The sequence below is a fragment of the Enterococcus sp. AZ167 genome (assembly GCF_051714025.1).
Taxonomy (GTDB): domain Bacteria; phylum Bacillota; class Bacilli; order Lactobacillales; family Enterococcaceae; genus Enterococcus_D; species Enterococcus_D casseliflavus.
Genome location: NZ_JBIORB010000002.1, coordinates 98,848 through 122,667, shown reverse-complemented (window position 1 = coordinate 122,667; position 23,820 = coordinate 98,848). Strand labels below are relative to the sequence as shown.

Annotated in this window: 20 protein-coding genes; 2 read left to right on the top strand and 18 right to left on the bottom strand. The window is 44.6% G+C overall.

Going from position 1 to position 23,820, the window contains the following annotated elements:
* Positions 1–55: 55 nt before the first annotated feature.
* The 7 genes from IGJ05_RS12135 to xylB form a co-directional block, all read right to left on the bottom strand.
* A complete protein-coding gene (locus IGJ05_RS12135; RefSeq protein ID WP_266167185.1) occupies positions 56–1,519 on the bottom strand; it encodes a glycoside hydrolase family 43 protein in 1,464 nt (487 codons plus the stop codon).
* Positions 1,520–3,790, bottom strand: coding sequence for an alpha-xylosidase (gene yicI, locus IGJ05_RS12130; RefSeq protein WP_266167184.1), 2,271 nt, complete (start codon positions 3,788–3,790; stop codon positions 1,520–1,522). It lies immediately after the preceding gene.
* The gene (locus IGJ05_RS12125; RefSeq protein ID WP_015510293.1) at positions 3,787–4,686 is read right to left on the bottom strand and encodes an ROK family protein; all 900 of its coding nucleotides are present in this window, start codon (positions 4,684–4,686) and stop codon (positions 3,787–3,789) included. The genes yicI and IGJ05_RS12125 overlap by 4 nt, the downstream gene beginning before the upstream one ends.
* A gap of 137 nt (positions 4,687–4,823) precedes the next feature.
* Positions 4,824–6,233 (bottom strand): response regulator, encoded by a 1,410-nt coding sequence (locus IGJ05_RS12120; protein WP_086337915.1) that lies wholly within the window; start codon positions 6,231–6,233, stop codon positions 4,824–4,826.
* A 36-nt stretch (positions 6,234–6,269) separates the two neighbouring features.
* A complete protein-coding gene (locus IGJ05_RS12115; protein WP_266167183.1) occupies positions 6,270–7,736 on the bottom strand; it encodes a glycoside hydrolase family 1 protein in 1,467 nt (488 codons plus the stop codon).
* A 141-nt stretch (positions 7,737–7,877) separates the two neighbouring features.
* Positions 7,878–9,185, bottom strand: coding sequence for a xylose isomerase (gene xylA / locus IGJ05_RS12110; protein ID WP_005228447.1), 1,308 nt, complete (start codon positions 9,183–9,185; stop codon positions 7,878–7,880).
* A gap of 117 nt (positions 9,186–9,302) precedes the next feature.
* On the bottom strand, positions 9,303–10,799 hold the full coding sequence (xylB, locus tag IGJ05_RS12105) for a xylulokinase (RefSeq protein WP_266167182.1): 1,497 nt from the start codon (positions 10,797–10,799) through the stop codon (positions 9,303–9,305).
* Between the two features lie 250 nt (positions 10,800–11,049).
* Between xylB and IGJ05_RS12100 the strand changes: the two genes are divergently transcribed.
* Positions 11,050–12,228, top strand: a complete 1,179-nt coding sequence (locus tag IGJ05_RS12100; RefSeq protein ID WP_266167181.1) for an ROK family transcriptional regulator — start codon at positions 11,050–11,052, stop codon at positions 12,226–12,228.
* A gap of 55 nt (positions 12,229–12,283) precedes the next feature.
* On the opposite strand, the gene IGJ05_RS12095 is transcribed toward IGJ05_RS12100, so the two are convergent.
* From IGJ05_RS12095 to IGJ05_RS12080, 4 genes are all read right to left on the bottom strand, one after another.
* The gene (locus IGJ05_RS12095; RefSeq protein ID WP_005228444.1) at positions 12,284–13,117 is read right to left on the bottom strand and encodes a carbohydrate ABC transporter permease; all 834 of its coding nucleotides are present in this window, start codon (positions 13,115–13,117) and stop codon (positions 12,284–12,286) included.
* Positions 13,118–14,029, bottom strand: coding sequence for a carbohydrate ABC transporter permease (locus tag IGJ05_RS12090; protein WP_015510298.1), 912 nt, complete (start codon positions 14,027–14,029; stop codon positions 13,118–13,120).
* A gap of 128 nt (positions 14,030–14,157) precedes the next feature.
* Positions 14,158–15,483 carry an ABC transporter substrate-binding protein gene (locus IGJ05_RS12085; protein ID WP_266167180.1) on the bottom strand — a complete coding sequence of 442 codons (1,326 nt, stop codon included), beginning with the start codon at positions 15,481–15,483 and terminating at the stop codon, positions 14,158–14,160.
* Positions 15,480–17,096 (bottom strand): glycoside hydrolase family 43 protein, encoded by a 1,617-nt coding sequence (locus IGJ05_RS12080; protein WP_266167179.1) that lies wholly within the window; start codon positions 17,094–17,096, stop codon positions 15,480–15,482. Before IGJ05_RS12080 ends, IGJ05_RS12085 begins: the two co-directional genes overlap by 4 nt.
* A gap of 267 nt (positions 17,097–17,363) precedes the next feature.
* Between IGJ05_RS12080 and IGJ05_RS12075 the strand changes: the two genes are divergently transcribed.
* Complete coding sequence (locus IGJ05_RS12075) at positions 17,364–18,158, top strand: helix-turn-helix transcriptional regulator (protein WP_266167178.1); 795 nt, start codon at positions 17,364–17,366, stop codon at positions 18,156–18,158.
* A 263-nt stretch (positions 18,159–18,421) separates the two neighbouring features.
* Here the strand turns inward: IGJ05_RS12075 and IGJ05_RS12070 are convergent, their stop codons facing one another.
* From IGJ05_RS12070 to IGJ05_RS12040, 7 genes are all read right to left on the bottom strand, one after another.
* Entirely contained in the window at positions 18,422–19,144 is a 723-nt protein-coding gene (locus tag IGJ05_RS12070) for an HAD family hydrolase (protein ID WP_266167177.1), read from the bottom strand.
* 96 nt (positions 19,145–19,240) lie between these two features.
* Entirely contained in the window at positions 19,241–19,858 is a 618-nt protein-coding gene (locus IGJ05_RS12065; RefSeq protein ID WP_266167176.1) for a bifunctional 4-hydroxy-2-oxoglutarate aldolase/2-dehydro-3-deoxy-phosphogluconate aldolase, read from the bottom strand.
* Entirely contained in the window at positions 19,855–20,952 is a 1,098-nt protein-coding gene (uxuA, locus tag IGJ05_RS12060) for a mannonate dehydratase (protein WP_087627934.1), read from the bottom strand. Before uxuA ends, IGJ05_RS12065 begins: the two co-directional genes overlap by 4 nt.
* A 20-nt stretch (positions 20,953–20,972) precedes the next feature.
* Entirely contained in the window at positions 20,973–21,428 is a 456-nt protein-coding gene (locus IGJ05_RS12055) for a PTS sugar transporter subunit IIA (protein ID WP_087627935.1), read from the bottom strand.
* Between the two features lie 25 nt (positions 21,429–21,453).
* Entirely contained in the window at positions 21,454–22,329 is an 876-nt protein-coding gene (locus tag IGJ05_RS12050; RefSeq protein ID WP_005228435.1) for a hypothetical protein, read from the bottom strand.
* A 102-nt stretch (positions 22,330–22,431) separates the two neighbouring features.
* On the bottom strand, positions 22,432–22,938 hold the full coding sequence (locus IGJ05_RS12045) for a PTS system mannose/fructose/N-acetylgalactosamine-transporter subunit IIB (protein ID WP_005228434.1): 507 nt from the start codon (positions 22,936–22,938) through the stop codon (positions 22,432–22,434).
* 18 nt (positions 22,939–22,956) lie between these two features.
* Positions 22,957–23,814, bottom strand: coding sequence for a PTS system mannose/fructose/sorbose family transporter subunit IID (locus IGJ05_RS12040; protein ID WP_266167175.1), 858 nt, complete (start codon positions 23,812–23,814; stop codon positions 22,957–22,959).
* Between the last annotated feature and the right edge of the window lie 6 nt (positions 23,815–23,820).

Below are 23,820 nucleotides of genomic sequence, written 5' to 3'. Positions count from 1 at the left end.
AGCAAAGCCCCCCTTCGATTCCTGTTTCAGAAATCGAAGGGGGGCTTTTGATTGATTAGAAATCCCGCACACGAAGGGTTTGTTGTGATGAAGAGGCGCTAGCATAGCAGCCTACCATGATCCCAGTAAAGACACCACCAACTTCAGTAGTCAGATATTTTGTTTCTCCCCTACCTAAAGGCTGTGCTTGTCCTTGCTCATCAACAACAGAAAAACGATAAGTTTCTTTATCGGCGCTCAGCTGCAAGGTGACTGTATCTGCTGCATAAGGCAGTTTCTTTTCCACTTTCCATAGGGAACCGATTTGTCGGCGGAAAACTAGCTGCTGACTGGACGCCGTTTTTTCCAAGTAGCCCTCATAGTGATGGGTGGCATTTAAGAAAACCGTCAATCCCGCTTGTCCATCCGTTAGTTGCCGACAATCAAAGGTTGCTTGAAATTGTTGATCAAAGGCGGTTTGCCGTTGGAACACAGCCGCGAGTTTGCCTTGATCAGACAGACCCGTCTGATTAGGATGCAGCAAGAAGCCATGCGGCTCTTCTTCAATCAACGTCGGGTCCCATTCGAATAAAGTCACGTAATCAGGCTTGCTGCTCTTCTTTTGTGTTTCCTTTGGTGCCGCCGCTGTGTCTACCTGAATGGTTTCTGGTAAATGACCTTCTTCGCCAAACACCGGCCATGGGTTTGACCAGTCTACTGGCAGTAGGCATGTTTCCCGCCCTAACAAATGCCTCAAAGGATAGCTGATGGGGCGTACTGCTAGACAGACTGCCCACCAGTTGCCTTTAGTATCTTGCACGAGATCCGCATGCCCTGCGGCTTGCAGTGGCAGATTCGTACTGCGATTGGTCATCACTGGATTGTTGGGGCATGCTTCATAGGGTCCCGTCAAGGAACGGCTGCGGGCCATGGTCAGCATATGCCCATAGGACGTTCCGCCTTCGGAGATCAACAGGTAGTAATAACCGTCTTTTTTATACAAGTGGGGGCCTTCTGGATCAGCCGCTCCGCTGCCCGTCCAAATGTTTTGCCGCGGGCCTAGATCTCCAGAAGCCAAATCGATCGTCCGCAGATAGATCTCCTTATGGGTGCCTAAGTAATAGGTCTGTCCATCGTCATCTGCGAAAATTGTTGGGTCGATCCCAGGGGTGTCCAGCCAAATCGGGTCAGACCATTCACCAGCGATGTCATCCGTCCAAATCAGAAAATTGCCTTCTCCTCCTTCGTTTGCGCCAACGTTGGTACAAACGAGGTAAAAGCGGTCCTTGATGAAACGCAAGGTTGGGGCATATAGACCAAAAGCATTGGGGTTTTTCGTCGGTAGCTGCAACTGCTCAGGTCGCGAAAGTCCATGACCAATCAGCTGCCAGTCTACCAAGTTTTTACTGTGATAGATTGGTAATCCAGGAAAATATTCAAAGGTACTCGTCACCAGATAAAAGTCTTCACCGACACGGCAAATACTGGGATCTGGATGAAATCCAGGTAAAATTGGATTCGTGATGGTTCGCATGGGCATCTAGAACTCCTTTATCGTGGTTAGGTCAGCCGTCAGCTCATGGCTCGTTTTTCCAGCAGTCGTGTGTATCTGCAAGAATGCTTGCTGGATGCCAGTCAGCTTGACAATCAGTTCTTGATCGACTCTTTCGACAGCCACCTCGCCAAGCCACTCACCGTGGTGATCATAGATAGCGGCAGCGGTCTTGTCTTGCGGATCAAAAAGATGGATCGTTGGCTGTTGGGCATAGTCATAGACTGCTTTGGTTTGTTCATGGCCTTCGATAATGACTTGATTTGGTCGGACTAACAGTGGCAAGTGGAAATAGTCATAGGTTTCTTGGTACCAGCGTCCGCCCTCGTATGCTTTGCCAGATAAATAGTCGATCCAATGCCCCTTCGTTTTCGGTACGTAAAAGGAGACTGTTCCTTGATCATTAAAAATGGGTGCCACTAAAAGGTGTTCCCCCAGCATGTATTGGCGATCCAAATGATGGGTCATCTCGTCTTCAGGAAACTCTAAGACCATTGCCCGCATCATCGGAATCCCCGTTTGAGCGGTTAGCACCGATTGGGCTTGCAAGTAAGGCATCAATGACAGTTTTAACTTGGTAAAGGCTTTAGCTACCGCCACGGCTTCGTCATCATAGACCCATGGCACTTTGTATTCCCAGCTGCCATGGTAACGGCTATGGGAAGACAGCAGTCCAAATTGTGTCCAGCGCTTGTAGAGGTCTGGAGTTGAGCCAGCTTCAAACCCTGAGATATCGTGGCTCCAATACCCAAAGCCGCCTAATCCAAAGGATAGACCTGCTCGCAGCGACTCTGCCATCGATGGATAATCCGAGGTACTGTCACCGCCCCAGTGTACAGGCAAACGTTGCGAACCAACCGAAGCTGCCCGCGCAAAAACGATGGCTTCTTCTGCTCCCTTGACTTCTTTCAGCAAGTCAAAGACGACCTTATTGTATAGATAGGCATAATAATTGTGCATTTTTTCTGGATCAGAGCCATCATAGTACACCGCATCGGTGGGAATCCGTTCACCAAAATCCGTTTTGAAGCAATCCACCCCCATGTCTAATAAGGCACGCAGCTTGCTGTTGTACCAAGCGATCGCTTCAGGGTTGGTGAAGTCGACGACCGCCAAACCAGCTTGCCATTTGTCCCATTGCCAGACATCTCCATTGGCGCGTTTCAAAAAGTAGCCATTCGCCATCCCTTCATCAAACAAGGGTGATTTTTGCCCAATGTAAGGATTGATCCAGACACAGATTTTCAATCCTTTGGCTTTCAAGCGCTGCAGCATTTTTTCAGGTTCTGGGAAAGTTCGTTCATCCCATGTGAAGTTGCACCACTCGTATTCTTTCATCCATAAGCAGTCAAAATGAAAGACCTCAAGAGGGATATCACGTTCTGCCATACCGTCTACAAAAGACGTCACGGTTTGTTCATCATAATCCGTCAAGAACGAGGTACTTAGCCACAAACCAAAGGACCATGCAGGCGGCAGCGACGGTTTCCCCGTCAAATCAGTGTAGCGCTGAATCACTTGTTTTAACTCATCACCGGCAATCACAAAGTATTGCAGCGATTGTCCTGGATTGCTGAATTGAACACGCGAAACTTTTTCACTCCCCACTTCGAATTGCACCCGATCTGGTGAATTGACAAAGACGCCATACCCTTTATTACTTACATAAAAAGGAATATTTTTATAAGCTTGCTCTGTACCAGTCCCCCCATCGGCATTCCAAATATCAACACTTTGGCCATTCTTCACGAAATTAGTAAAGCGTTCCCCTAAACCATAGATCGTTTCTCCCACATCCAGAGTCAACTGCTCGCTGATATGGGTATTTGCTTGCGGATCGATCACTAAGGCTTTGCTGCGAGGCTTGCTTTGGGTAATCAGCTGTTCTTTGTAATAAAACGAAGCTGTCACATTTTCCTCTTTGGTGATTACGACTTGCAAGTCTCCCGAGCGAAAAACATAGGATTGCTCGTCTTCTGAAATATCAGGAGTGATCGCTTCTGTCATCAATTCAAAATCGGGGGCTTTGGCTTGGACCCCTTTATAGTTATAGAGGGTGATCCCAATGATATTGCTTCTAGGGGTAGTGACTTCCATCGTTAACAATCCGCCATCCAGCGTTGCCCCTTTATGCCCAACATAGCTATAAGGCAGATATAAAACCAATTTGTTTTCTTCTTTACGGGCATCGTAGACATGTACCGCAAATTTCACATCAAATCCTTCACGAAATAACCAACCGCCATCTGAAAATTTCATTTTTTTCCTCCTTGTTGGATCAATGTCAACGCCCCTAACAGACCAGAATCATTATAGTAACGACAAGTCTCGATCGGCACTTGGAAATCTGGCCAATGGGGGTTCTCATTGATTGCTTGTTTGATTATAGCTAATAGATCAGGGTGTTGGCTGATGCCGCCGCCGATCAGTATTTTTTCGGGATTCATCGTGACAGCTAGGTTGTAAATCGCAAGTGCGACATAACGTGCCCACTGTTTCAGGATCTCCTGCGTTTCAGGATCACTCGACCACTGCTGCATGATGGTTTCGCCTAAAATCTCCTCTGATTCAGGAATCGCTTTTGCCCGCCGATAGGCAGCAATCAGTCCTCTCGTTGAAGCTAGATCATGGAGGGTCGCAAAAGAAGATGCTTGAAAATCAGTGATCATCATTCCAAATTCTCCTGCCCGAAACCCATGTCCGTGAATCAACTGGCGCTGATGAACGAGCGCGCCACCAATACCGGTGCCTAATGTGATCATGACAAAATCTTGTACGTCAGCAGCATTGCCGGTAGAAAGTTCTGCTAAAGCAGCACATTTCGCATCATTTTCGATCCAGATCGGATAGGACTTGTTTAAACGCTGCTGCAGCTCTTGTACAACAGCACAGCCGTGTAAAGGAGCCAACGCCCCCGCCATGATCGCTCGGCCATTGACTGAATCAATGAAACCAGGAAAACTCAGCCCGATCCCTTCGATGACATGCACTTGCTCGACTTCTTTTATTTTGGCAGCTAAGGCAGCAAAAAATTCATCCCGCGTATTACTCGGGGTTTTGATTTTGCCTCGGTCCAGCCATTGATTCTTCTCGGTAAAAACCCCGAATTTGATATAGGTCCCCCCTACATCAAAGCACAGGCGTACATCTGTCATTTCTCCTCCTCCGTTCGAAAAGCGCTTACAGTTTCATTTAAATTATATAAAAGAAAAAAAAGAACGCCTACCAAGCAATTTAGTCATCGTTACCCTAAAAAATAGATGTCCGTAGAAAATCACGGACATCTTTGTGGTTATTCATTTTTCCGAAACTCATTCGGTGAAACCTGATGGTATTGTTTGAACTTTTTGTAGAAATAATCAACATTGCTGTAGCCCACCAATTCAGCAACTTCGTAGACCATTAGATTGGAATGACGCAAGATTTCCACCGCTTTTTCCATTCGTACTTCATCCAAGAACGCCAAATAATTTTTCCCAGTTTCTTTGCGAAACTTCTTGCCTAGATAGGCACTATTGTAATTGAAACGTTCCCCGATTTTTTTCAAGGTCAAATCTTCTTGATAATGCTTTTTCGTGTATTGGATCAATTCTGCAATGATATCGATTTGGTTCAAACTGCTGGCGACTGTTGCTTGCAAGTCTGCTAGTTTTGCGGTGATCACCTCTTGCAGCATTGGAAACGTCTGGGCGAGAAAAATCTGCTGATGCACTTCGTCTGTCGACCATTCGATTGCTAAGGCTACTTTTTCACTGATTTGATGCTGCAGCCATTCGATGTCACCATTGATTTGCCATTTGATCTCTTCTTCCAATGCCAATGAATGATAAAAGGTTTGATAATAGCGGGATAACGGCTGTTCTAACGGATCGTTTGCCAAAATCGCCTTAACTAATTCTTCACGCAAATCACTTCGTTCTTCTGCTTCTTGCGTCGTATCCAAAACATGGTGAGAAATGACTTGATTGGGAAATAAGAAAATCAATTTACTTAATGTCTGGATATCGATCATCAATGGCTTCAAGTTATCTTGCGCCGCAAACCAGCGGGAGATCAAGATTTCTTGGTGAGCCATTTTTTTACGGCACCACGCATCGATCGCCTCGTCGGGAAAGCGCTCCTCGTTTAACAAAACCAAATACCGATGATGTCGATGGATCAAGGTGACGACTTGCGCCACTTGCTCCTGCAATTTCTCAACCAGCTTTTGGGCATCTGCCTCCTCGGAAAGACGCAATAGCTTGATGGCTTGTGCGTCTTTGATTCCCGTTTGATCCCCGCCAAACAATTTCTCCATCAACTGACTCTTCTGATTTTTCTGCTGATCGGTCTTAGCTTTTTGATCGATTTTCGTCAAAATACCGATCAGCTCTTCTTCATCAACTGGTTTCAGCAAATAGGTCACAGCGCCCAGTTGCAACGCTTGCTTGGCATAGTCAAAATCTGAGTAGCCGGATAAAATAATGGCAAAAAACAAAAGTCCTTCCTCCGATGCTGCTTGCACCATCTCAAGACCATTTTTTCCCGGCATACGGATATCAGCGATCACAACATCTGGCTTCAATTCGCGGATCATTGCCAAGCCAGCTTCGCCGTTTTCCGCCGACCCGACGATTTGATACCCCAGACGTTCCCAATCGATGATCAGAGGTAGCCCATTTCGGATCGATGCTTCATCGTCAACGATCAACACTTTACGCATTTTCCAACCTCCATTTTCAGCTACTCCTTCGTTACATCATGTTTCACTTGTCAAACTTGCCCCGTTGGTGCGAATCACCTCTTGATACCAATAAAAACTATCTTTCGGGATGCGCGCCAACTGACGTTCGCTTTGATTGTCGCGATCGACATAAACAAACCCATAGCGTTTTTTGTATCCATTCAACCAACTCAGTAGATCTGTAAAGGACCAAGCACAATAGCCGATCAACTCAACCCCATCCGTGATGGCCTTTTGCAGTTCAACCAGATGTTCCTGCAAATAGGTGATGCGGTAGGGGTCATGGATCTGTTTGTCTTCTGTCAATTGATCGATAGCACCTAACCCATTTTCAGTAATAAAAATCGGCAAGTCATAATTGGCTTGGATGCGCCGCAAAGCTACACGGAAACCAACGGGATCGATCTCCCAGCCCCAATCCGTTTTTTTCAAGTGAGGATTTTCTGCTGTCGCAAACATGGTTTCTTCGGGTGAGAACTCACCAGCTGCCGCTTGCATCAAATACGGATCGACTTTAGAAAATTCTTTCTTTTCAGCTGACTGCTTTTGCAAATTGTTTTGCTGGGACGTCCCACCGTGATAGTAATTGATTCCTAAGAAATCAGGTTTTGCCTGTTTTAATAGTGCTTGATCTTCTGGAGTGACTTCAGGAGCCAAGCCAACTTTGGCTAATTGCTTGTACACAAATTTCGGGTATTCACCTTTGCAATAGACATCTAAAAACCATGCGTTGTTGAAGGCTTCGCCATTTTCTGCTGCCAGCACATCTTCTGGGTCACAGCTAAACGGATACATCGGGCCATAGCCAAAACTTGGACCGATCTTGCCCTGAGGAACCAGCTCATGGAACAAATTGATCGCCTTAGCATTGGCAAGGTTGATGATATGATTGGCTGCATACATCCGTTTTAAGTCCTTCAAGCCTGGCGGATGTGCCGCCCAACGGTACCCAAGAGAAGTGAAGACATTTTGTTCATTCATGGTGACCCAATAGGTGACTTTCTTTCCTAGGCGTTCAAAAAGGATCCGGCAATACCGTTCAAATGCTTCTGCTGTTTCTCGGCCTTCCCATCCTTGGTATTTGTCTTGCAAAGCCTGGGGAAGGTCCCAATGATACAGCGTCAAAATCGGCTCTACTCCTTGCCGAAGCAATTCGTCCACCAGCTTTTCGTAAAACGCCACACCCGCTTCATTGACCGCGCCTTCGCCATCAGGCAAGATTCGCGACCACGCCACGCTGAAGCGATAGGCTTTCAAGCCCATTTGCTTCATCAAAGCAACATCTTCTTTGTACCGATGGTAATGATCGATCGCCACTTTGCCGTTGGTTTCCTCAAAAGTATTGCCAGGAATTTGGGCATAGGTGTCCCAAATCGACGGACCTTTACCGTCTTCTGCCCATGCTCCTTCAATTTGATAGGCCGCCGAAGCTGCCCCCCATAAGAAGTTTTCTGGGAAAGGATCTAAGTTTGTGTGAAACATCAAGTTGCCTCCTTCATTTCCTAAACCGAAATAAATCGGTTACATTTTATCGTATCATAAGTTGGTTGATTCGTAACAATTGCCAAAAGATATTTTTTTGGTGAAAAAACTGCCGCTCCTCAGAACGACAGTCGTTTCTTATTAAAACAGGTAATCATTCAAACGAGATTTCACATATTCAATGTGGCTGGATTCTAATTCGATTTGATCATGTGCCAATGCGTAATCTGTCAGTGTTTCTAAGCTTTCCTCATCAGCAACGATCTTCGCTCCGATACCTTCTTGGAAAGAGGCGTACCGTTTTTCCTTCAACTCGTCTAAGAAGCGGTCTTCTTTTAGTTTCGCTGCTGCTTTCAACGCTCGGGCATACGTATCCATACCAGCGATGTGGGCTAACAACAGATCTTCCATTTCAAATGACGAACGACGGACTTTAGAATCGAAATTGATTCCTCCCGGTGCGATGCCGCCGTTTTCTAAGACTTCGTATAAAGCAAGTGTCGAGTCAAAGACGTTGGTTGGGAATTCATCCGTATCCCACCCTAACAGCATATCTCCTTGGTTGGCATCCAGTGAGCCTAATGCGTTATAGCTACGGGCAACGGCGATTTCATGTTCAAAGGTATGGCCAGCTAATGTTGCATGATTGGCTTCTAGGTTTAATTTGAAATCTCCTTCTAAGCCGTAGTGCTGAATGAAGGCCATCGTTGTCGCTGCATCAAAATCATATTGATGTTTTGATGGTTCTTTTGGTTTCGGCTCTAATAAGAACTGCGGTTTATGACCAATTTTTTCGCCATAAGCGATCGCCATTTTGAATAGACGGGCGATATTGTCTTGTTCAAATTTCATGTCTGTATTCAACAAGGTTTCATAACCTTCACGGCCACCCCAGAAGACATAGTTTTCGCCGCCTAATTTTTTCGAGATGTCTAAGCCTTTTTTGACTTGGGCTGCCGCATACGCATAAACTTCCGCATTATTGGTGGAAGCAGCGCCGTTATTGAAACGAGGATGTGAGAACATATTTGCTGTATTCCATAATAGTTTGATTCCCGTTTGTTCCATTTTTTCTTTGATCAAATCGGTGATTTCGTCTAAGTTTTGGAAAAATTCTTCTAACGTTTCTCCTGCAGGTGCCACGTCAACATCATGGAAACAGAAGAACTCTGCCCCTAATTTTTCGCAAATCTCGAAGAAGGCTTCTACTCGATTTTTCGCCGTTTCCATTTCGGTGTCACCAATCCACGTCCGTTTGTTGACTGGTGCGCCGAAAGGATCAGAGCCGTCTTGCGTCATCGTATGCCAATAGGCGATTGCAAAACGTAGATGATCTTTCATTTTCTTGCCTAAAACAACTTCTTCGGCATCGTAGTGGCGAAATGCAAACATATTGTCTGTTTTAGGACCTTCGTAGCGGATTTTTTCGATCTCTGGGAAATAAGTCATTGTTGTTGCCTCCATTTTATATTTTTTAGTGTAATAAACTAACTTACTTGTTTCCAATCATTTAGAACCAAAAACGATTCCTCGCTTTGATCATGTAGATTGCCTGCTGCCATTACGCTACTCGATTTGCGCCAATGCATGGCAGATAGGTGCGGTTTGTTGGTAGACGGTGCGGTAGATCGCATAAATTTCTTGGTATTTGGCGACATTTTCAGGAATCGGTGCAATGGCCTTGCCGTATTTGACAAAGGCGTTAACACAGGCACCTGCATCTGGATAAATGCCGCTGCCGATTGCTGCCAGCATTGCTGCTCCCATACCTGGACCCTGCTCAGTAGACAAAGTCAGCATTTCTGCATTAAAAATATCGGCTTGCATTTGCAGCCATTCGGCATTTTTCGCACCGCCCCCCACAGAAACGATCTGGGTGAATTTCCGCTGTGCCCGTTCTTCCATGATCATTTGGGAATCTTTCAAAGAGAAGGTGATCCCTTCTAAGACCGCACGACTGAAATGCTTTTCGCGATGCCGTGTGTCGATGCCGATAAAACTACCCCTGATTTGGCTGTCGGTATGCGGTGTGCGTTCGCCCACGATATAAGGCGTAAACAGCAGGCCTTCTGCCCCTGGGTTTACCTCACTGATCGCTGAAAGCAATTCCTGAAACGATTGGTTAGGGGCAAACGTATCACGATACCAGCTTAAGGAATTACCAGCGGCTAACGTGACCCCCATTGAATACAACTTGTCTTTGATCGCATGACGGAAGAGGTGTAGATCTCCTTGATAATCAACCTCTTGCGCTTCTTCAAAGGATAAGAACACACCGCTCGTGCCAATCGACACCATGCCGACACCTTCGGCGATGATCCCTGAACCTAATGCAGCACAGGCATTGTCTGCGCCACCTGCATAGATCGTCACCTCTTGTTCAAACCCAAAGGCTTCTTGCAGCTCTTTTCGCATTTGCCCTACAGGCGCTGCTGATTCAAAAAGCGGCGGCAGTAAATCCGATGCGATTACGAATTTTTCTAGAATGGCTTCAGACCAGCACTTCTTTTCGATATCCAGCAGTAACGTACCTGCTGCATCGGAATAATCCATCGAATAGTTCCCAGTCAGCCAAAAAGCCAAGTAATCTTTTGGCAGCATCATGTGACGAACTTGTTGCCAATGTTCAGGCTCGTGTTCTTGGACCCATAAAATTTTTGGTAAGGTGAACCCTTCCAAAGCAACATTCTTGGTGATTGCTTTTATTTCCTCTCCAAAGGATGCCATGATCGCTTGGCATTGTTTGGTGGTCCGAACGTCATTCCATAATATTGCCGGACGAATGACTCGGTTTTCTTCATCCAATAAAACAAGACTATGCATTTGCCCAGAAAAGCTGACGCCGATCAATTCCTTTTGCAGCGTTGGAATCTGCTGGATCAAGGTTTTGATCACCTTATCTGCCGCCTCTTGCCAATGCACCGGCTCTTGCTCACTGAACCCCGGTCTAGGGGAGGACAATGGATAATCAGCACTTGCTGTTCCTTGGAGTTCCCCGGTTTGATCAAAAACTAAGCCTTTTAACGCACTTGTTCCTAGATCCAACCCTAAAAAATAAGCCATCTCTTCACTCCTTCCTCTGTTTGAAGCAGTTAACCATTGACTCTCAAACGGTTAATTAGCATTCAAAACTAACTAATTGGATAGTAAACGATTCTCGCATTCCTGTCAAGCGCTTTCAACGAATCTTTCATGGTTTTTCCTTCTCAAACTGCTGCTCCTACATTCTGCGTCTTTTCTTTATTCTTCAGCTTGCACAATATTAATTTGCACGGTAAACTAACACTAATCACATCTACGAAGAGGAGAACACATGATTATCAATAAAATGGGCATACGCGAACAAAATGAAGCGGCTGTATTGAAGACGATCATTGACAATGAAAATGTGTCACGAGCGGAAGTGTCAAATTTGACCCATCTCAATAAAGCGTCTGTTTCTCAAATAACCAAAAAACTGATCGACACGGACTTCGTGCGCGAAGTCGGCATTGGTGATTCCACTTCGATCGGTGGTCGCAAACCGATTCAATTGCAATTCAATCACCGTAGCAGCTTAGCTGTTACCTTTGACATCGGCTATAACTATGTTCGAGGGATGCTCTCTTATATCAATGGCGAGATGATCGCCTCTGCCGACCATTCCCATGAATTGATCACCAAAGAAAATGTACTAGCGACGATCGATTCCATGATGAAAGAGTTTTGGCCGCAAATGCCGCAAACCACTCATGGATTAGTAGGAATCTGTTTGGCGATCCACGGCATCGTTCATAATCAGACGGTCACCTTTGCCCCCTACTACGACTTGGAACACTTTGATTTGATCGCCCCTTTGAGCCAAAAATACAATACGGCGGTCTATATAGAAAACGAAGCCAACCTAACGGCTTTAGGCGAGTACTGTTTTTCTTCTGATTCCACGAATTTACTGAGCGTCAGCGTCCATAGTGGGATCGGTGTCGGAATCATCGTTGATGGGCAGCTACAAACCGGTACTCACGGCATGGCGGGGGAAGTTGGCCATTCTACGCTCTTTCCTCACGGCAACTTGTGCCCTTGCGGCAATCGAGGCTGCTTAGAGCAATACGCGTCGAACAAAGTCTTGTTTGACACCTACAGTCACTATACAAAAACTGCGTTCGTTAATTCGGATACCTTTGCACAAGCCTATCATGCCGGAGAAAAATCAGCAGTCGAATTGGCGCAACAAAATGTTGAGTTTCTTAGTATTGGGCTAAACAATGTCATCACTTTTTCTGATCCCGAAGAAGTCTATATCAACAGCTCGGTCTATCGCAAAATTCCTGATTTATTACTGGCGCTGCAACAAAAATTGACCAGCCAGTTCACCAAAAACACGAAGATCAAAAACAGTCGATTAGGCGATCAGGCCCCGCTATTTGGCGGCAATGTTTTAGTGGCGAAACATTTCTTGAATATCAACAATTTGCGCTTTGCGGCACTTGATCTCTCCCGTGTGATCCATTAAATGAATGCTGGACTGAAGACTCAGTCCAGCGTTTTCTTTTGGTAAAAAGGTCTCGCTATCCTTTGATTCCGCCAGCCGTCACACCGCCCACGATGTATTTCGATAGAAACAGGTAAATCAGCAATAAAGGAATAATACTTAATGAGATCCCTAGATACATACTGCCAAATTCAGTACGGTAAACATCAGTTTTCAGCAATTGGACCAGCATCGGCAACGTATACTTTTCCGTATCGTTGATCAAGATCAAGGGCATCAAGAAATTATTCCACGAGGTCACGAACGAGAAAATCGCCATGGTGGCTAAGCCCGGTTTCATCAAGGGCAACATGATGCGATGGAAAATTTTGATTTCGCCGGCTCCGTCCAAACGAGCAGAATCTGCCAAATCAGGATGATAGATCGTTTCTAAGTATTGCTTTAAGAAAAAAACGGTAGCAGGTGATGCGATCGCTGGTAAAATCAATGGCAGAAAATTATTTAAGAGCCCTAAGCGATTCATAAATTGATAAAAACCGATCATGCTGATTTGCTGAGGAATCATGATCAGCCCAAGAATGACAGCAAACAGGACTTTCTTGCCACGAAACTCATAGGCGATCACGCCATATGCTGTCAATGCCGAAAAATATACATTGAGAACGGTAGCGCCAGCCGCAATCAAGAAACTATTTTTAAACCCATTGAAAACATTGAAGCCTCTGCCCATTAAGACGGACCAGTTGTATTGGAGATTACCGCCTGGCCACAAGGACAGCCCTTGCTGGATCTGTTCTGCTGAACGGGTCGCATTGACTAAGACGACCCAAAAGGGCAGAATACTTAAGATGGTCAGCAACACCAAAAAGACATAGATCAACAATCGTTTTGCTCGATAGCTATTTTCCATTTATTTTCGCCCCACTTTGCTGTTTTCTTTGAAAAATTGAAACAATAACGTGCTTAATACGATTGAAAGTACCAGTAATAGCACCGACGCGGTTGCGGCAACGTTGAAATTCCGACTCCCGGTAAAGGCTTGGTTGTAGATAAACATCGTGATCGTTAAGACACTATTGTTGGGATTGCCGTTTGTCAGCAAAAAAGGAATGTCGAACATTTGCAAGCCGCCAATCAAAGATGTCACCAATGTATAAAGCAAGATTGGTTTTAACAAAGGCAGCGTGATTTTGCGGAAAATTTGACCATCATTGGCTCCATCGACCATTGCTGATTCAAAAAGAGCATCATCAATGCTCAAAATGCCCGAAACCAAAACGATCGTGGTCTGACCATACCACATCCAAAATTGGATAAAGGAAACGATCAGCCGAGTGCCCGTTTCACTACGGAAAAAGTCATAGGGCTGGTCCAAAACACCGAAATGCTGCAAGACTAGGTTGATCGGACCTAACGGAAAACTGAACAAAACGAAAAATAAGATTGCTACTGAAGCGGCAGTAATGATGTTGGGTAAGTAAAAAGCGACTTTGAAGAAGCCTTTCCCCCGCAAGCGCAACTTGATATTGGTAAACCATGCCGCCAGCAACAGAGCCAAGCCAATTTGAGGGACAAAGTTTACGCCCCACAAAATAAAGGTATTGCTGATCGATTTTAAAAATAACGGGTTGCGAAAAATCGCAAAATAGTTATCCAGTCCGACAAGATTGGCAGCTGGATTCCACCCTTTTAGATCCGTAAAGCTTAGGTAAATCGTATAGAGAATTGGATAAAGCTGAAAAACCAAGAATGCTAGAAAAAATGGTGCGATAAATAATAGCCCATAGCGATGATACTGTTCAAATCTTCTCTTATTCTGCATCGTAATCCCCCTGATATTTTTTTCTTCTACTGCCAACTTCTGCCTGTAAAGACAAGCCCTTTAAGCAGCGCATAGTACCTAGAAAAGGTTGAAACCGACCCCGTCTTCGGTGCCGGTTTCAACAACACCTAATCTACTTGAACATCTGGATAAGCATTGACGACCGCATCTTTAAAGTTTTGGATTGCCGTTTCCTGATCCACTTCACCTTTTGAATATGGTGTCAAACAACTATCCGTAAAGAGGGTTTCAATCGTTTGGTCATACTCGGTCAGAATTTTCGCGTTGATGTCTTGAACCATATCGGCAAATTCTGCATAGTGGTTTTGACCGCCTAAAAATTCCTCTTCATATTCGCCTTTAATTTCTTCAACGACTCGCTCATTTGATACAAAATCACCGGTATCTTCAGCCCATTGTTTTAAAAATGCTTGATCTGTGGTCAAGTAAGCCACCAATTGCGCAGCTTCTTCTTGCATCTCAGAATTTGCCGTAGCACCGATCCATGTGCCGCCCCAGAACCACGACGACGGTCCTTGGATCATGCGCCAGTCCCCTTCTGTTGAGCTGGAGTTATCGGCAGCTGTCGCATTTGGTTTTAACCAATAGTGCAGCCCCCATGTCGGCAAACTATAACCGAATACATTGTCGCCATTCATTCCAGCAAACCAAGCTTCTGATTGTCCTTCTGTATCTTGTGTCAGGCCTTCTCCTACAAATTTTCGTGATACATCCAACAAGTCATACAAACTGTCGTCGATCACTAATTTGCCGTCTTCAACCCAGCCATGTTCGCGTTGTCCATAAAAAGGCTTTGCCAAATCTTGGACACTAGAGATCATATAGGTGGTTCCACCACTTTTTTCTTTGACTGCTTTGGCTTGCTCATAGAACTTGTCATAGTCTGACAATGCCGCTTGCGCAGCCGCTGGATCATCGATCCCTAGCAGCTCTTCTGCCATCGATTCCCGGTAATAAAACCCGCCAGGAGCAGCTTGCCAAGCCAAGGCATGAAGAACCCCGTCTTTTGAAGTCCCTACGTCTTTGACATATTGATACGTATCTGCCGCGGCTTCATCAAGCCCCAGTGAACCAAGGTCTGCCATCATGCCTGATTCCACATATTTTTTGACAAAGGCAGATTCTAAAGCAATCACATCTGGTGCATCTTTGGAACCGAGAATCGGATCGAGCTTGGTCTCGAATTGGTCAGACGGAATCTCCACGATCCGAATGTCATAGGCCAAGTCGTCATGCGCCGGCAAATAGTAATCATTGATCATCGTTGATAATTCTGAAGTAAAGGTCCAAACCACAAGTTCATCCTTGCCACTACTTCCCGTTGCGCTATTATCTGAGCTGCTGTTTCCAGAACCATTCCCGCAGCCACTAAGCATAAAAGCTGCTAAGCCCGCCAATGACATTGTTTGTAAGACCCGTTTCCAATTTTTCATCTTTCTTCCTCCTCGATTTTTTGATAGTCAAATGAATCAAAATCAGCCGCCAAACGATTGCCGGTCGTATCGATCGCAAACATCCCTACAAAAGCCCCTGTAAAGAACCCACCGTAATGTTCTGCTACATAGTCGTCAGACAATTGCAAGCTGTCAAATAGCTGATCTATGACCTGCCACTCTTTTTGATCAAACGAGTACGCGTATTGATAGTGGTCATAATTAACGATCGTTTTGAAGTAGACTGTTTGTACATCGGCTGGTATCACAACTTCTGGTGCTTTTTGACTCTTCAGTTGGCCCTTCTCGCTTGCCAATACAGTGATGATTCTTCCTTTCGTCTCATCATGAGTGATGTAGATCGCCGACCAGTTTTGTGTATTGTAGTAATTCGTCATGCCTGCCAACTGTAGAAACGAGGTCGGTGAAAATTCGACGGCAGTCGTTGCTTCGAAACGAAAATCGCTCCATCTTCTTGCCACCAGTGCTTGATGGAACAAGGAATTGAACGACTCTCGCCCATACAAGCGCAAGTACCCTGGTCGTGCGGTCAAACTACCGATTTCCTCAGAAAAAGGAATCCGCAAGGTTTGAAACACTGGTGCCAACGACGCCTCTTCAAAATCATCAAAGCCTGATTCTGTTTCCCACGGATGTTCGGGAAGCTGTGGCTGTGGGACTTCCTCTTTTGGAAAGTTTCCGCCTGTGATATACGGCCAATCATTTTCCCAATAAACAGACTGGATCGCTGTTTCTCGTCCGAGCGGGCAATAGCCGCGATTTTCTAAGAGGGGCGTTTCGGGATACTTCAGCGCTCGCCCTGTTAAGTGAACAAAATACCATTCATCGGTCTGCGTTTTCACAAATGAACCATGGCCAGCTTTTTGTAGCAGGATCTCTGGCTGTCCCCAGGAACTGATCAGAGGGTTTTGAGGATGAACTTCATAAGGCCCTTCGATGTGCGTCCCACGAGCGATGGTACTTGCATGTTCAAACTTGGTGCCGCCTTCTGCCGTCAATAAATAATAATAGCCGTTCACTTTATACATAACCGGTGCTTCAGTCAATTTGCGCTCTGTTCCGTTGAAGATGATTTTGGGCTGCCCCACCAATTTCTTGGCTTGCCAATCAAACTCTTGGAGAGCGATCCCGTAAAAGGAATGGTTTGTCGGGCGATAATCCCAAACCATGTTCAGAAAATATTTTTTGCCGTCGTCGTCATGAAATAACGAGGGATCGAAACCAGAAGAATTCATATAAATTGGTTCTGACCAATCCCCATCAATGGTTTCACAGGTGATCAAATAATTGTTCACATCTTTCCAACTATTAGATTGTGTTTTGACATCTGAATAAATCAACCAAAAACGACCATCACTGTAACTTAAGTTTGGCGCCCAAACGCCCCCAGAATCAGGGTTTCCCAGCATATTCAACTGACTGACACGATTGACTGGTGTACTGATCAAGCGCCAGTTCTTCAAATCCTTCGAATGGAAGATGCGCACACCTGGAAACCATTCAAAGGTCGACGTAGCAATGTAATAATCTTCACCTGCACGACAAATACTCGGGTCTGGATGAAAGCCTGTTAGTATCGGATTGGTAATCAAAAAAATTTCCTCCTCTTTCCCTTTTTGGCATTTTGTGATTCAACTGAGTGTCAGTAGGAATGAGCTTCATTCAGTTAGTAAGTTTTCTTTACTAATATACCTAACAAAAAAAAAGAAATTTGCTGCTGCAGCTCATTTTAAAAATATTCACTAATCATTGTTCTATTTACTTTCTTCAGCTGAACTGTCATAATTATAGAATGAAATCGCTATCATTCGCAGGACGATTTCCACACATCGATAGACAAAAAATGGAGGATAGATCGCGTGACCATTTTAGAAGAATACCATTTCGGCGAATACCTAGGCGTTTCCAGTTACCATCCCTACTCGCTTAATTACATGGAACATTTTCATCGTTCCTTTGAATTGCTTTTTTGTAGTGACGGCGAAGCGGTTGTCAAAATCGAAGAAAGTCCCTATGTCCTTACGACAGGCCAAGTGTTATTAGTCATGCCTTATCAGACTCATGCGATTGAAACCCCTAAGGAATCACAATTGCATATTCTTGTGTTTTCACCTGAGTATATTCCAGATTTTTACGCCAAAACGAAAGATTTCGCTTTGTCAGATCCAGTGATCACCATTGATTCCTCTGTTGCCAAGCAGCTCTACTATCCTTTATTTGAAACGGATTCCCTCTATTTACGAAAATCGGCACTGTATCAAGTCCTTTACCTTTTTGAACACCAAACGACTTTATTACCAGCCAAAAATCAAGAGGATATCCTGATCCAGCTACTTGTTTACATCGAATCCCATTTCAAAGAAGAACTGACGCTCGAAAAACTAAGCGGCAGTATCGGTTATAGCAGCGTCTACGTTTCCAGAATGATCACCGATAAATTGAAAAGCACCTTTCCTCGGCTTTTGAATCAAGCAAGAATACGCCATGCCTCTTTTTTGCTGACCCATAGTCTCTTGCCGATTACGGAAGTAGCAGAACAAGCAGGCTTTCAAAATGTGCGAACCTTCAATCGAAATTTCAAAGCATTGACCTCACTGACGCCAAAAGAATACCGTTTAAAACACAATGCTCATTTTTCGTTGCTGAAGGAATAGCGTAAAAAAAGCAGCTTCACTTAGCTGTAAAGTGAGCTGCTACAATCTTACTCGTTTATCTAGCCAGCCTTTTGCCTCATTCCTAGAAACTAGTGAAAAACGCTCTAACTCCCCCTTCTTCATAGAGAAATGAGCAGGAAAAAACCAATTGTCAAAATGAACCTTTGTTGTTTTACTGATTCCACAAAACTATGCCTGTTTTAAAACACCGTACTTTCTTGCTTCATACCCTTTTGCTTTGTTGATACTTCTTGGAATATCGATCAATCCCAAGAAAAATGATTCACGACGAGCCAGTCTTTGACTTCCGTCAGATCAGAAAAAGTTTTCACCTGTGCAGCTACTTCTTGCTCAAGTTTTGGCTGTTTAAGCAAAGGATACTTCCCATTTTTCTTGACTGGCAAAGCACTCAAATCATCCGCAATCAGAAAAGTTGGGATCTCGGCTTGTTTTGCGGCTTTTATGCCAGCTAGAGAATCTTCTAATACCAAGGCTTCTTCAGGCTTTACGCCTAAATGTTGGCAAGCTGTTAGAAAGATTTCTGGATCAGGTTTGCCCTTTCGCACTTGATCCCCAGAAACCACCGTATCAAACCAATCTGGCATCTGTTCCATTTCAAAGTACGCCTTGATTTTTTCTTTCGATGAAGAGGATGCCACGGCTATCAAGCAATCTTGTTTTTTTAATGCTTCCAACAGTTCAAGAAGGCCGGGCTTTTTGAATACCCGTTTTTCTTCAGCTAAAATCACTTCTTTCTGACGATTCATCGCTGCTCGCCACCGATCCGTTGGTACCGTACTGCCATAAAGATCCTGCATCCCTTTACGAATATCTGCTTCCGTTCTGCCAGTCAGGTAATAATAAACTTCTTGGCAAACTTCAAAATCATATTCCTCCGCGGCTCTTAAATAGGCGCGGTAAGCTAGACGACCTGTTTCAAACATCAAACCGTCCATATCAAAAATCACCAGTTTTATCTTTTTCATCCTATAACCTCCTTTACTTTTCTGCGAATAAAAAAGCAATGGTACCAAAATCCTTTGGCACCCATTGCTTTACCTTGTTTATTTTCAGCTGACTGCTCAACTTAGCAATGATTTTATATGCGCCAAATGGCTGTCAGCCTTTTCCCGACCTTCTTTTACTAGTGATTCTGAAAGAATGAAGGAGCCGCCAACTGCTAGCACTTGTGGATCAGATAAATAGTCTTGCATATTTTCGAGGTTGATTCCACCAGTTGGGACAAATCGAATATCATAAAACGGACCGCTGAGGGCTTTGATTGCCGGCAAGCCCCCGTAGATATCTGCGGGGAAAAATTTCACAACTGATAAGCCATAAGCCGCTGCTCGTTGAATGTCATTTGGGGTAGCTGTTCCTGGAAACACTGGAATGTTTTCGGCAAGACAAAATTCTACCACATCAGGTACAAGAGCAGGGGAAACAATAAAGCGCGCCCCTTTCTCAACTGCTGCTTTCGCTTGTTCTAAGGTGCGTACCGTGCCTGCGCCTACGATCAATTTGCCCGATTGAGAGAGTTTTTCAATCGCTGCTAAAGCAAGGTCACTGCGGAAGGTCACTTCAATAAAGGGTAGTTCATGTTCGATCAACAGTGATTCTACTACTGGCAAATAGGTAAGATCCGTTGCAGTGTAAAGAGGCAATACCCTTGTTTTTGCCAATTGTTCATCGAGTGTCATACACTCTTTCCTCCCTTCGTTTCCTTCGATTGCATTTGCTCTTTCAAGACGGCTTCATGAAGCCCTTGAAGATAACTGATCCCAATCGCGCGATCATATAGACCATAGCCTGGCATCGCCACTTCCCCCCAGATCGTCCGCCCGTGATCTGGACGGATGACGCCATCAAAACCGACCTCAACCAAGGCTTTCATGATGGCATACATATCTAATGATCCTTCGGTGGACAGATGGGCGGACTCTTTAAATTTACGTTCCCCCATAAACAACACATTGCGGAAATGAACAAAGTTGATGCGTCCTTTTAAGGCATGAACGATCTCCACCATGTCGTTTTCTGGATCGGCACCTAACGAACCGGTGCACAACGTTACCCCGTTATAAGGCGAATCCACGATGGCCATGATTTTTTTCAAGTCCTCTAAATTTTTGGTGATTCGTGGCAAGCCAAAAATTTCCCAAGGTGGATCGTCGGGATGGATCGCCATTTTCACATCTACTTCTTCACACACAGGAATGATCCGCTTTAAGAAATAGCTTAAGTTATCAAAGAGGATCTCTTGAGTGACCCCTTCATAAGTTGCCATCAAACGCTGGAACTTTTTCAGTCGTTCTTCTTCCCAACCTGGCAATTGAAAGCCTTTTGATTGGCTATGGATCAGCGTATACATCTCACTAGGTTCCATATCATCCACAACGGCTTGATCATAGAGCAAGGAGAAGCTACCATCCTCGTTTTGATAAAATAGATTTGTTTTGGCCCAGCCGAAGATTGGTTTGAAGCTATAGCAGATCATATGTACATCACAAGCTGCTAAATTCCGAATCGTTTGAATATATTGATCAATGTAGTGATCCCGTTCCTCTGTTCCAGCTTTGATCGCATCGTGGATCGCCACACTCTCAATCCCTAAAAGCGAAAGATGCTCTTTTTCAATTGATGCTTTTAGTGCGTTGATTTCGGAAATCTCCCAGACATCTCCGGGCATTTTATTCAGAAGTGTTCCTACAATGCCGTGCATTCCTGGAATTTGTCGAATATTCGTTAACGGGATCGTATCCCCTTCCCCGTACCATCGAAACCCCCATTGCATTTGCTGTCATCCTTTCGTTTTTAAAAATCATCGTCCTCATCAGTTTCTTCGCTACTATCACCTGCTGAAGAATTGTGCCAAAGCGCTACACTATTTTCTCCTTGCTCGATCACTGCTGCCACCGCCTGTTCAATCGGTGTTGCCAAAAATTGGTGATTGATCGCTTCTAATACCATCGGCAGATTCACTCCGCCGATCACATACGTCTTTTCCTGAAGAGGTTCTTCTAATTGATTGATCGTTACAACCGACTGATTGTAGGGACTCGCACTCAATAGATCAGCAAACACCACTACACCGTCCCCTTGATCTGTTTCGTGGATCGCTTCATGGATTTTGTTTCCCAGAAGTTGAATATCCTCTCCGTGGTTCAAATTAACGACCGCAATATTTTCGACACTGCCCATGATCACCTCTGCAGCATCTTTAAAACCAGTACTCAGCTGTCCGTGAGTTGCCAATACGATTCCTAACAAATGTTGTTCCTCCTTTTTTCGCTTCCTAACCAAATAACGCAAGGACTTTTTGCATATTCCTACTATTCAGCTCTTTTTGCTTTAATTGTTTTCTAGGCAACACATACGTCTGATCCTGCTGCTTTTCTGCACAAAACAGATAGTTGATGCTGCCCATCGCTTCACTACTGTGTTCGATCGCCAGCTGCTGCAGTTGCCCTTCATTGAATTGCTTGCCGATAGCTCGAATCGGAGCATCGGCGCCGATAGAATCTAAATAATAAATCTTCGCATTCGGCCCTACTGAATCACGTAACACTTCCAACCCGCGTTCTCCAAAACTTCCTTCATCAAGAAACGCAAAAGCAGTCGCTGTTTGACTGTTTTGACTGATCAGTGACAGCAGCGCTAAGATAGAGGACGTATTGCGGGTCAGATTTTGCTCAAATCCTGCCCCGCGGCTTACGCGATTTAATAGCAGAAAATAAATACCGACTCCTAAAGCAAAAAGCGCTGTTTGCCATGACAACAAGGGAAATCTCCCTGATGCAAAGTGGATATAAAGCCAGGTACCCAACAACCCAAAAAGAATCATCACTGCTGAAGCAGTCAGAATAAATTGATTTGTTTTGCGCCCTTGCTCCTGCCGATCAAAAAAATGGTAATCGCCAAAATGCTGTGGCGGTGTATCATAATATGTGCAGATGATCCGTTTTGCTTTGGTCAGATCGCCAACATACAAATTGCGTGAGGCGTTTTTTTTCGTGTGATCATACTCAATCACCTGAAGATCTTTGCGAAACGGAATGATATCTGCGATGAGTGCCTTCAAAAATCTTTGTTTGCTTTTATCCGTGGAACGCGATCGGTAGACATACCGATAACGAAAAAGCCAATCACGAAATGTTTCTGTTTGATTCATGGCGAATTCTCCTATTCACAAATTACTGACAAGGACGGAGGAACTCTATTTTTATAAGATCCTCCGCCTTCCTCTTCAACAGATGACGAACGCGCTCAATGATTACAAATTGAACTGCTTCAACACATCTTTAAGGGTTGATTTCGGTGCAGAAGGTGTTGCTTGAAAATAGATTGATTCCACACCGTACGCTTCGTTCATTTCTTTGAGTTTTTGCGCATCAGCTTGATTTAAATAAACAGATTTCGTTACCAAGAGATCTTTCTCGGGATCTTTTTGGGCGATACCGCCTATGTTCAATTCTTTCATTGGCACGCCGTGTTTGACTAAGTCGTACATCACACTGACGGTTTTAGCGATCAAAATACAGTTGTAATCTTTGAAGTTGTATTCATCCCAGTAAAATTTGGCTTTTTCTGGTGTAACGACGATCGTTTTTTGCCCTGTGCGGCTACCGGCATTTTTGTATAATTCCCGCATGAACTTATCCTTAGCTACTACCTCATCCACTACAAAAATCGAGTTGACTCCGCTTTTTTGTGACAAGGTCATCATGACCTGCCCATGGATCAATCGTTCATCTACTCGTGCTAAATTTACTACACCCATTTTTTCCACTTCCTTTTCTTATAAAATACCGACACCGGCTAAAATAATCAGAATCAAGGTCAGCCATAGTAATGCTTGCGTGACTTTTAATCCTTTCTTTGTATAGAACCAGTAGACGCCCATTACAACTGCTAACGGCAAGATCCCTGGTACAATCTGATCAAGGATATCTTGGATAATAAATTCTCGTCCAGAAATATCAAACTGTAGCGAAGAACTGACTTTGACATAGTTTCCAGCCAGAACCCCCATCATAAATAAACCGAGAACCGACAGTGTTTCAATTGCGGTTTGGACGCCTGTACTCTGCATCAAACCAGTTGCATTGCGCCCCATCGAAAATGCTTGACGGGCGAAAAACATTCCTAGAGAAACTTGATACAGTGCAAAGCAAATGAATGGGAACAACGCACCTAGTGGACTTCCTTGCTGTGCCCAAGGAACAGCAATCGCAATAAAGATATATTGAACGGTTCCTGAGTCGATGGCATCCCCGATTCCTGCTAAAGCACCCATCAAACCAGCTTTCGTGTTGTACATCAAATCATCTTGCATCAAAATTTCTTTTTTCTCATACTCTTCTTCGGCTCGCTGCTGTTCCATCGAAGACATTAATCCAGTGATGACTCCGCCCCCCCAACTCAGCTGGGTATTGAAAAACAGCAGTTGGCGTTTGTAGGCAGCTTTCAGTGCCTCATCGTCTTTGTAAAGTTTGCGCAAAATCGGCATCATGGCGTATAAAAGCGAGGGTGATAAATACCGTTCAAATGAATGCGGGATCTCATTGGCGAAATGCCATCTTAGGTATGCTTTTGTGACATCTTTCTTCGTGATTTCTTCTGGTGCGCCTTGCGCTTTTTGAATTGTTTCGGTCATTACTGC

What these genes read in the sequence shown, in the direction of transcription:
- uxuA (WP_087627934.1), bottom strand. Translation starts at nt 20,952, where the DNA reads ATGCAATGGGGGTTTCGATGGTACGGGGAAGGGGATACGATCCCGTTA.
- IGJ05_RS12065 (WP_266167176.1), bottom strand. Translation starts at nt 19,858, where the DNA reads ATGACACTCGATGAACAATTGGCAAAAACAAGGGTATTGCCTCTTTAC.
- IGJ05_RS12100 (WP_266167181.1), top strand. Translation starts at nt 11,050, where the DNA reads ATGATTATCAATAAAATGGGCATACGCGAACAAAATGAAGCGGCTGTA.
- IGJ05_RS12115 (WP_266167183.1), bottom strand. Translation starts at nt 7,736, where the DNA reads ATGTTTCACACAAACTTAGATCCTTTCCCAGAAAACTTCTTATGGGGG.
- IGJ05_RS12050 (WP_005228435.1), bottom strand. Translation starts at nt 22,329, where the DNA reads ATGAATCAAACAGAAACATTTCGTGATTGGCTTTTTCGTTATCGGTAT.
- IGJ05_RS12070 (WP_266167177.1), bottom strand. Translation starts at nt 19,144, where the DNA reads ATGAAAAAGATAAAACTGGTGATTTTTGATATGGACGGTTTGATGTTT.
- IGJ05_RS12125 (WP_015510293.1), bottom strand. Translation starts at nt 4,686, where the DNA reads ATGACAGATGTACGCCTGTGCTTTGATGTAGGGGGGACCTATATCAAA.
- IGJ05_RS12090 (WP_015510298.1), bottom strand. Translation starts at nt 14,029, where the DNA reads ATGCAGAATAAGAGAAGATTTGAACAGTATCATCGCTATGGGCTATTA.
- xylB (WP_266167182.1), bottom strand. Translation starts at nt 10,799, where the DNA reads ATGGCTTATTTTTTAGGGTTGGATCTAGGAACAAGTGCGTTAAAAGGC.
- IGJ05_RS12135 (WP_266167185.1), bottom strand. Translation starts at nt 1,519, where the DNA reads ATGCCCATGCGAACCATCACGAATCCAATTTTACCTGGATTTCATCCA.
- IGJ05_RS12095 (WP_005228444.1), bottom strand. Translation starts at nt 13,117, where the DNA reads ATGGAAAATAGCTATCGAGCAAAACGATTGTTGATCTATGTCTTTTTG.
- yicI (WP_266167184.1), bottom strand. Translation starts at nt 3,790, where the DNA reads ATGAAATTTTCAGATGGCGGTTGGTTATTTCGTGAAGGATTTGATGTG.
- IGJ05_RS12085 (WP_266167180.1), bottom strand. Translation starts at nt 15,483, where the DNA reads ATGAAAAATTGGAAACGGGTCTTACAAACAATGTCATTGGCGGGCTTA.
- IGJ05_RS12120 (WP_086337915.1), bottom strand. Translation starts at nt 6,233, where the DNA reads ATGCGTAAAGTGTTGATCGTTGACGATGAAGCATCGATCCGAAATGGG.
- IGJ05_RS12045 (WP_005228434.1), bottom strand. Translation starts at nt 22,938, where the DNA reads ATGGGTGTAGTAAATTTAGCACGAGTAGATGAACGATTGATCCATGGG.
- xylA (WP_005228447.1), bottom strand. Translation starts at nt 9,185, where the DNA reads ATGACTTATTTCCCAGAGATCGAAAAAATCCGCTACGAAGGTCCTAAA.
- IGJ05_RS12040 (WP_266167175.1), bottom strand. Translation starts at nt 23,814, where the DNA reads ATGACCGAAACAATTCAAAAAGCGCAAGGCGCACCAGAAGAAATCACG.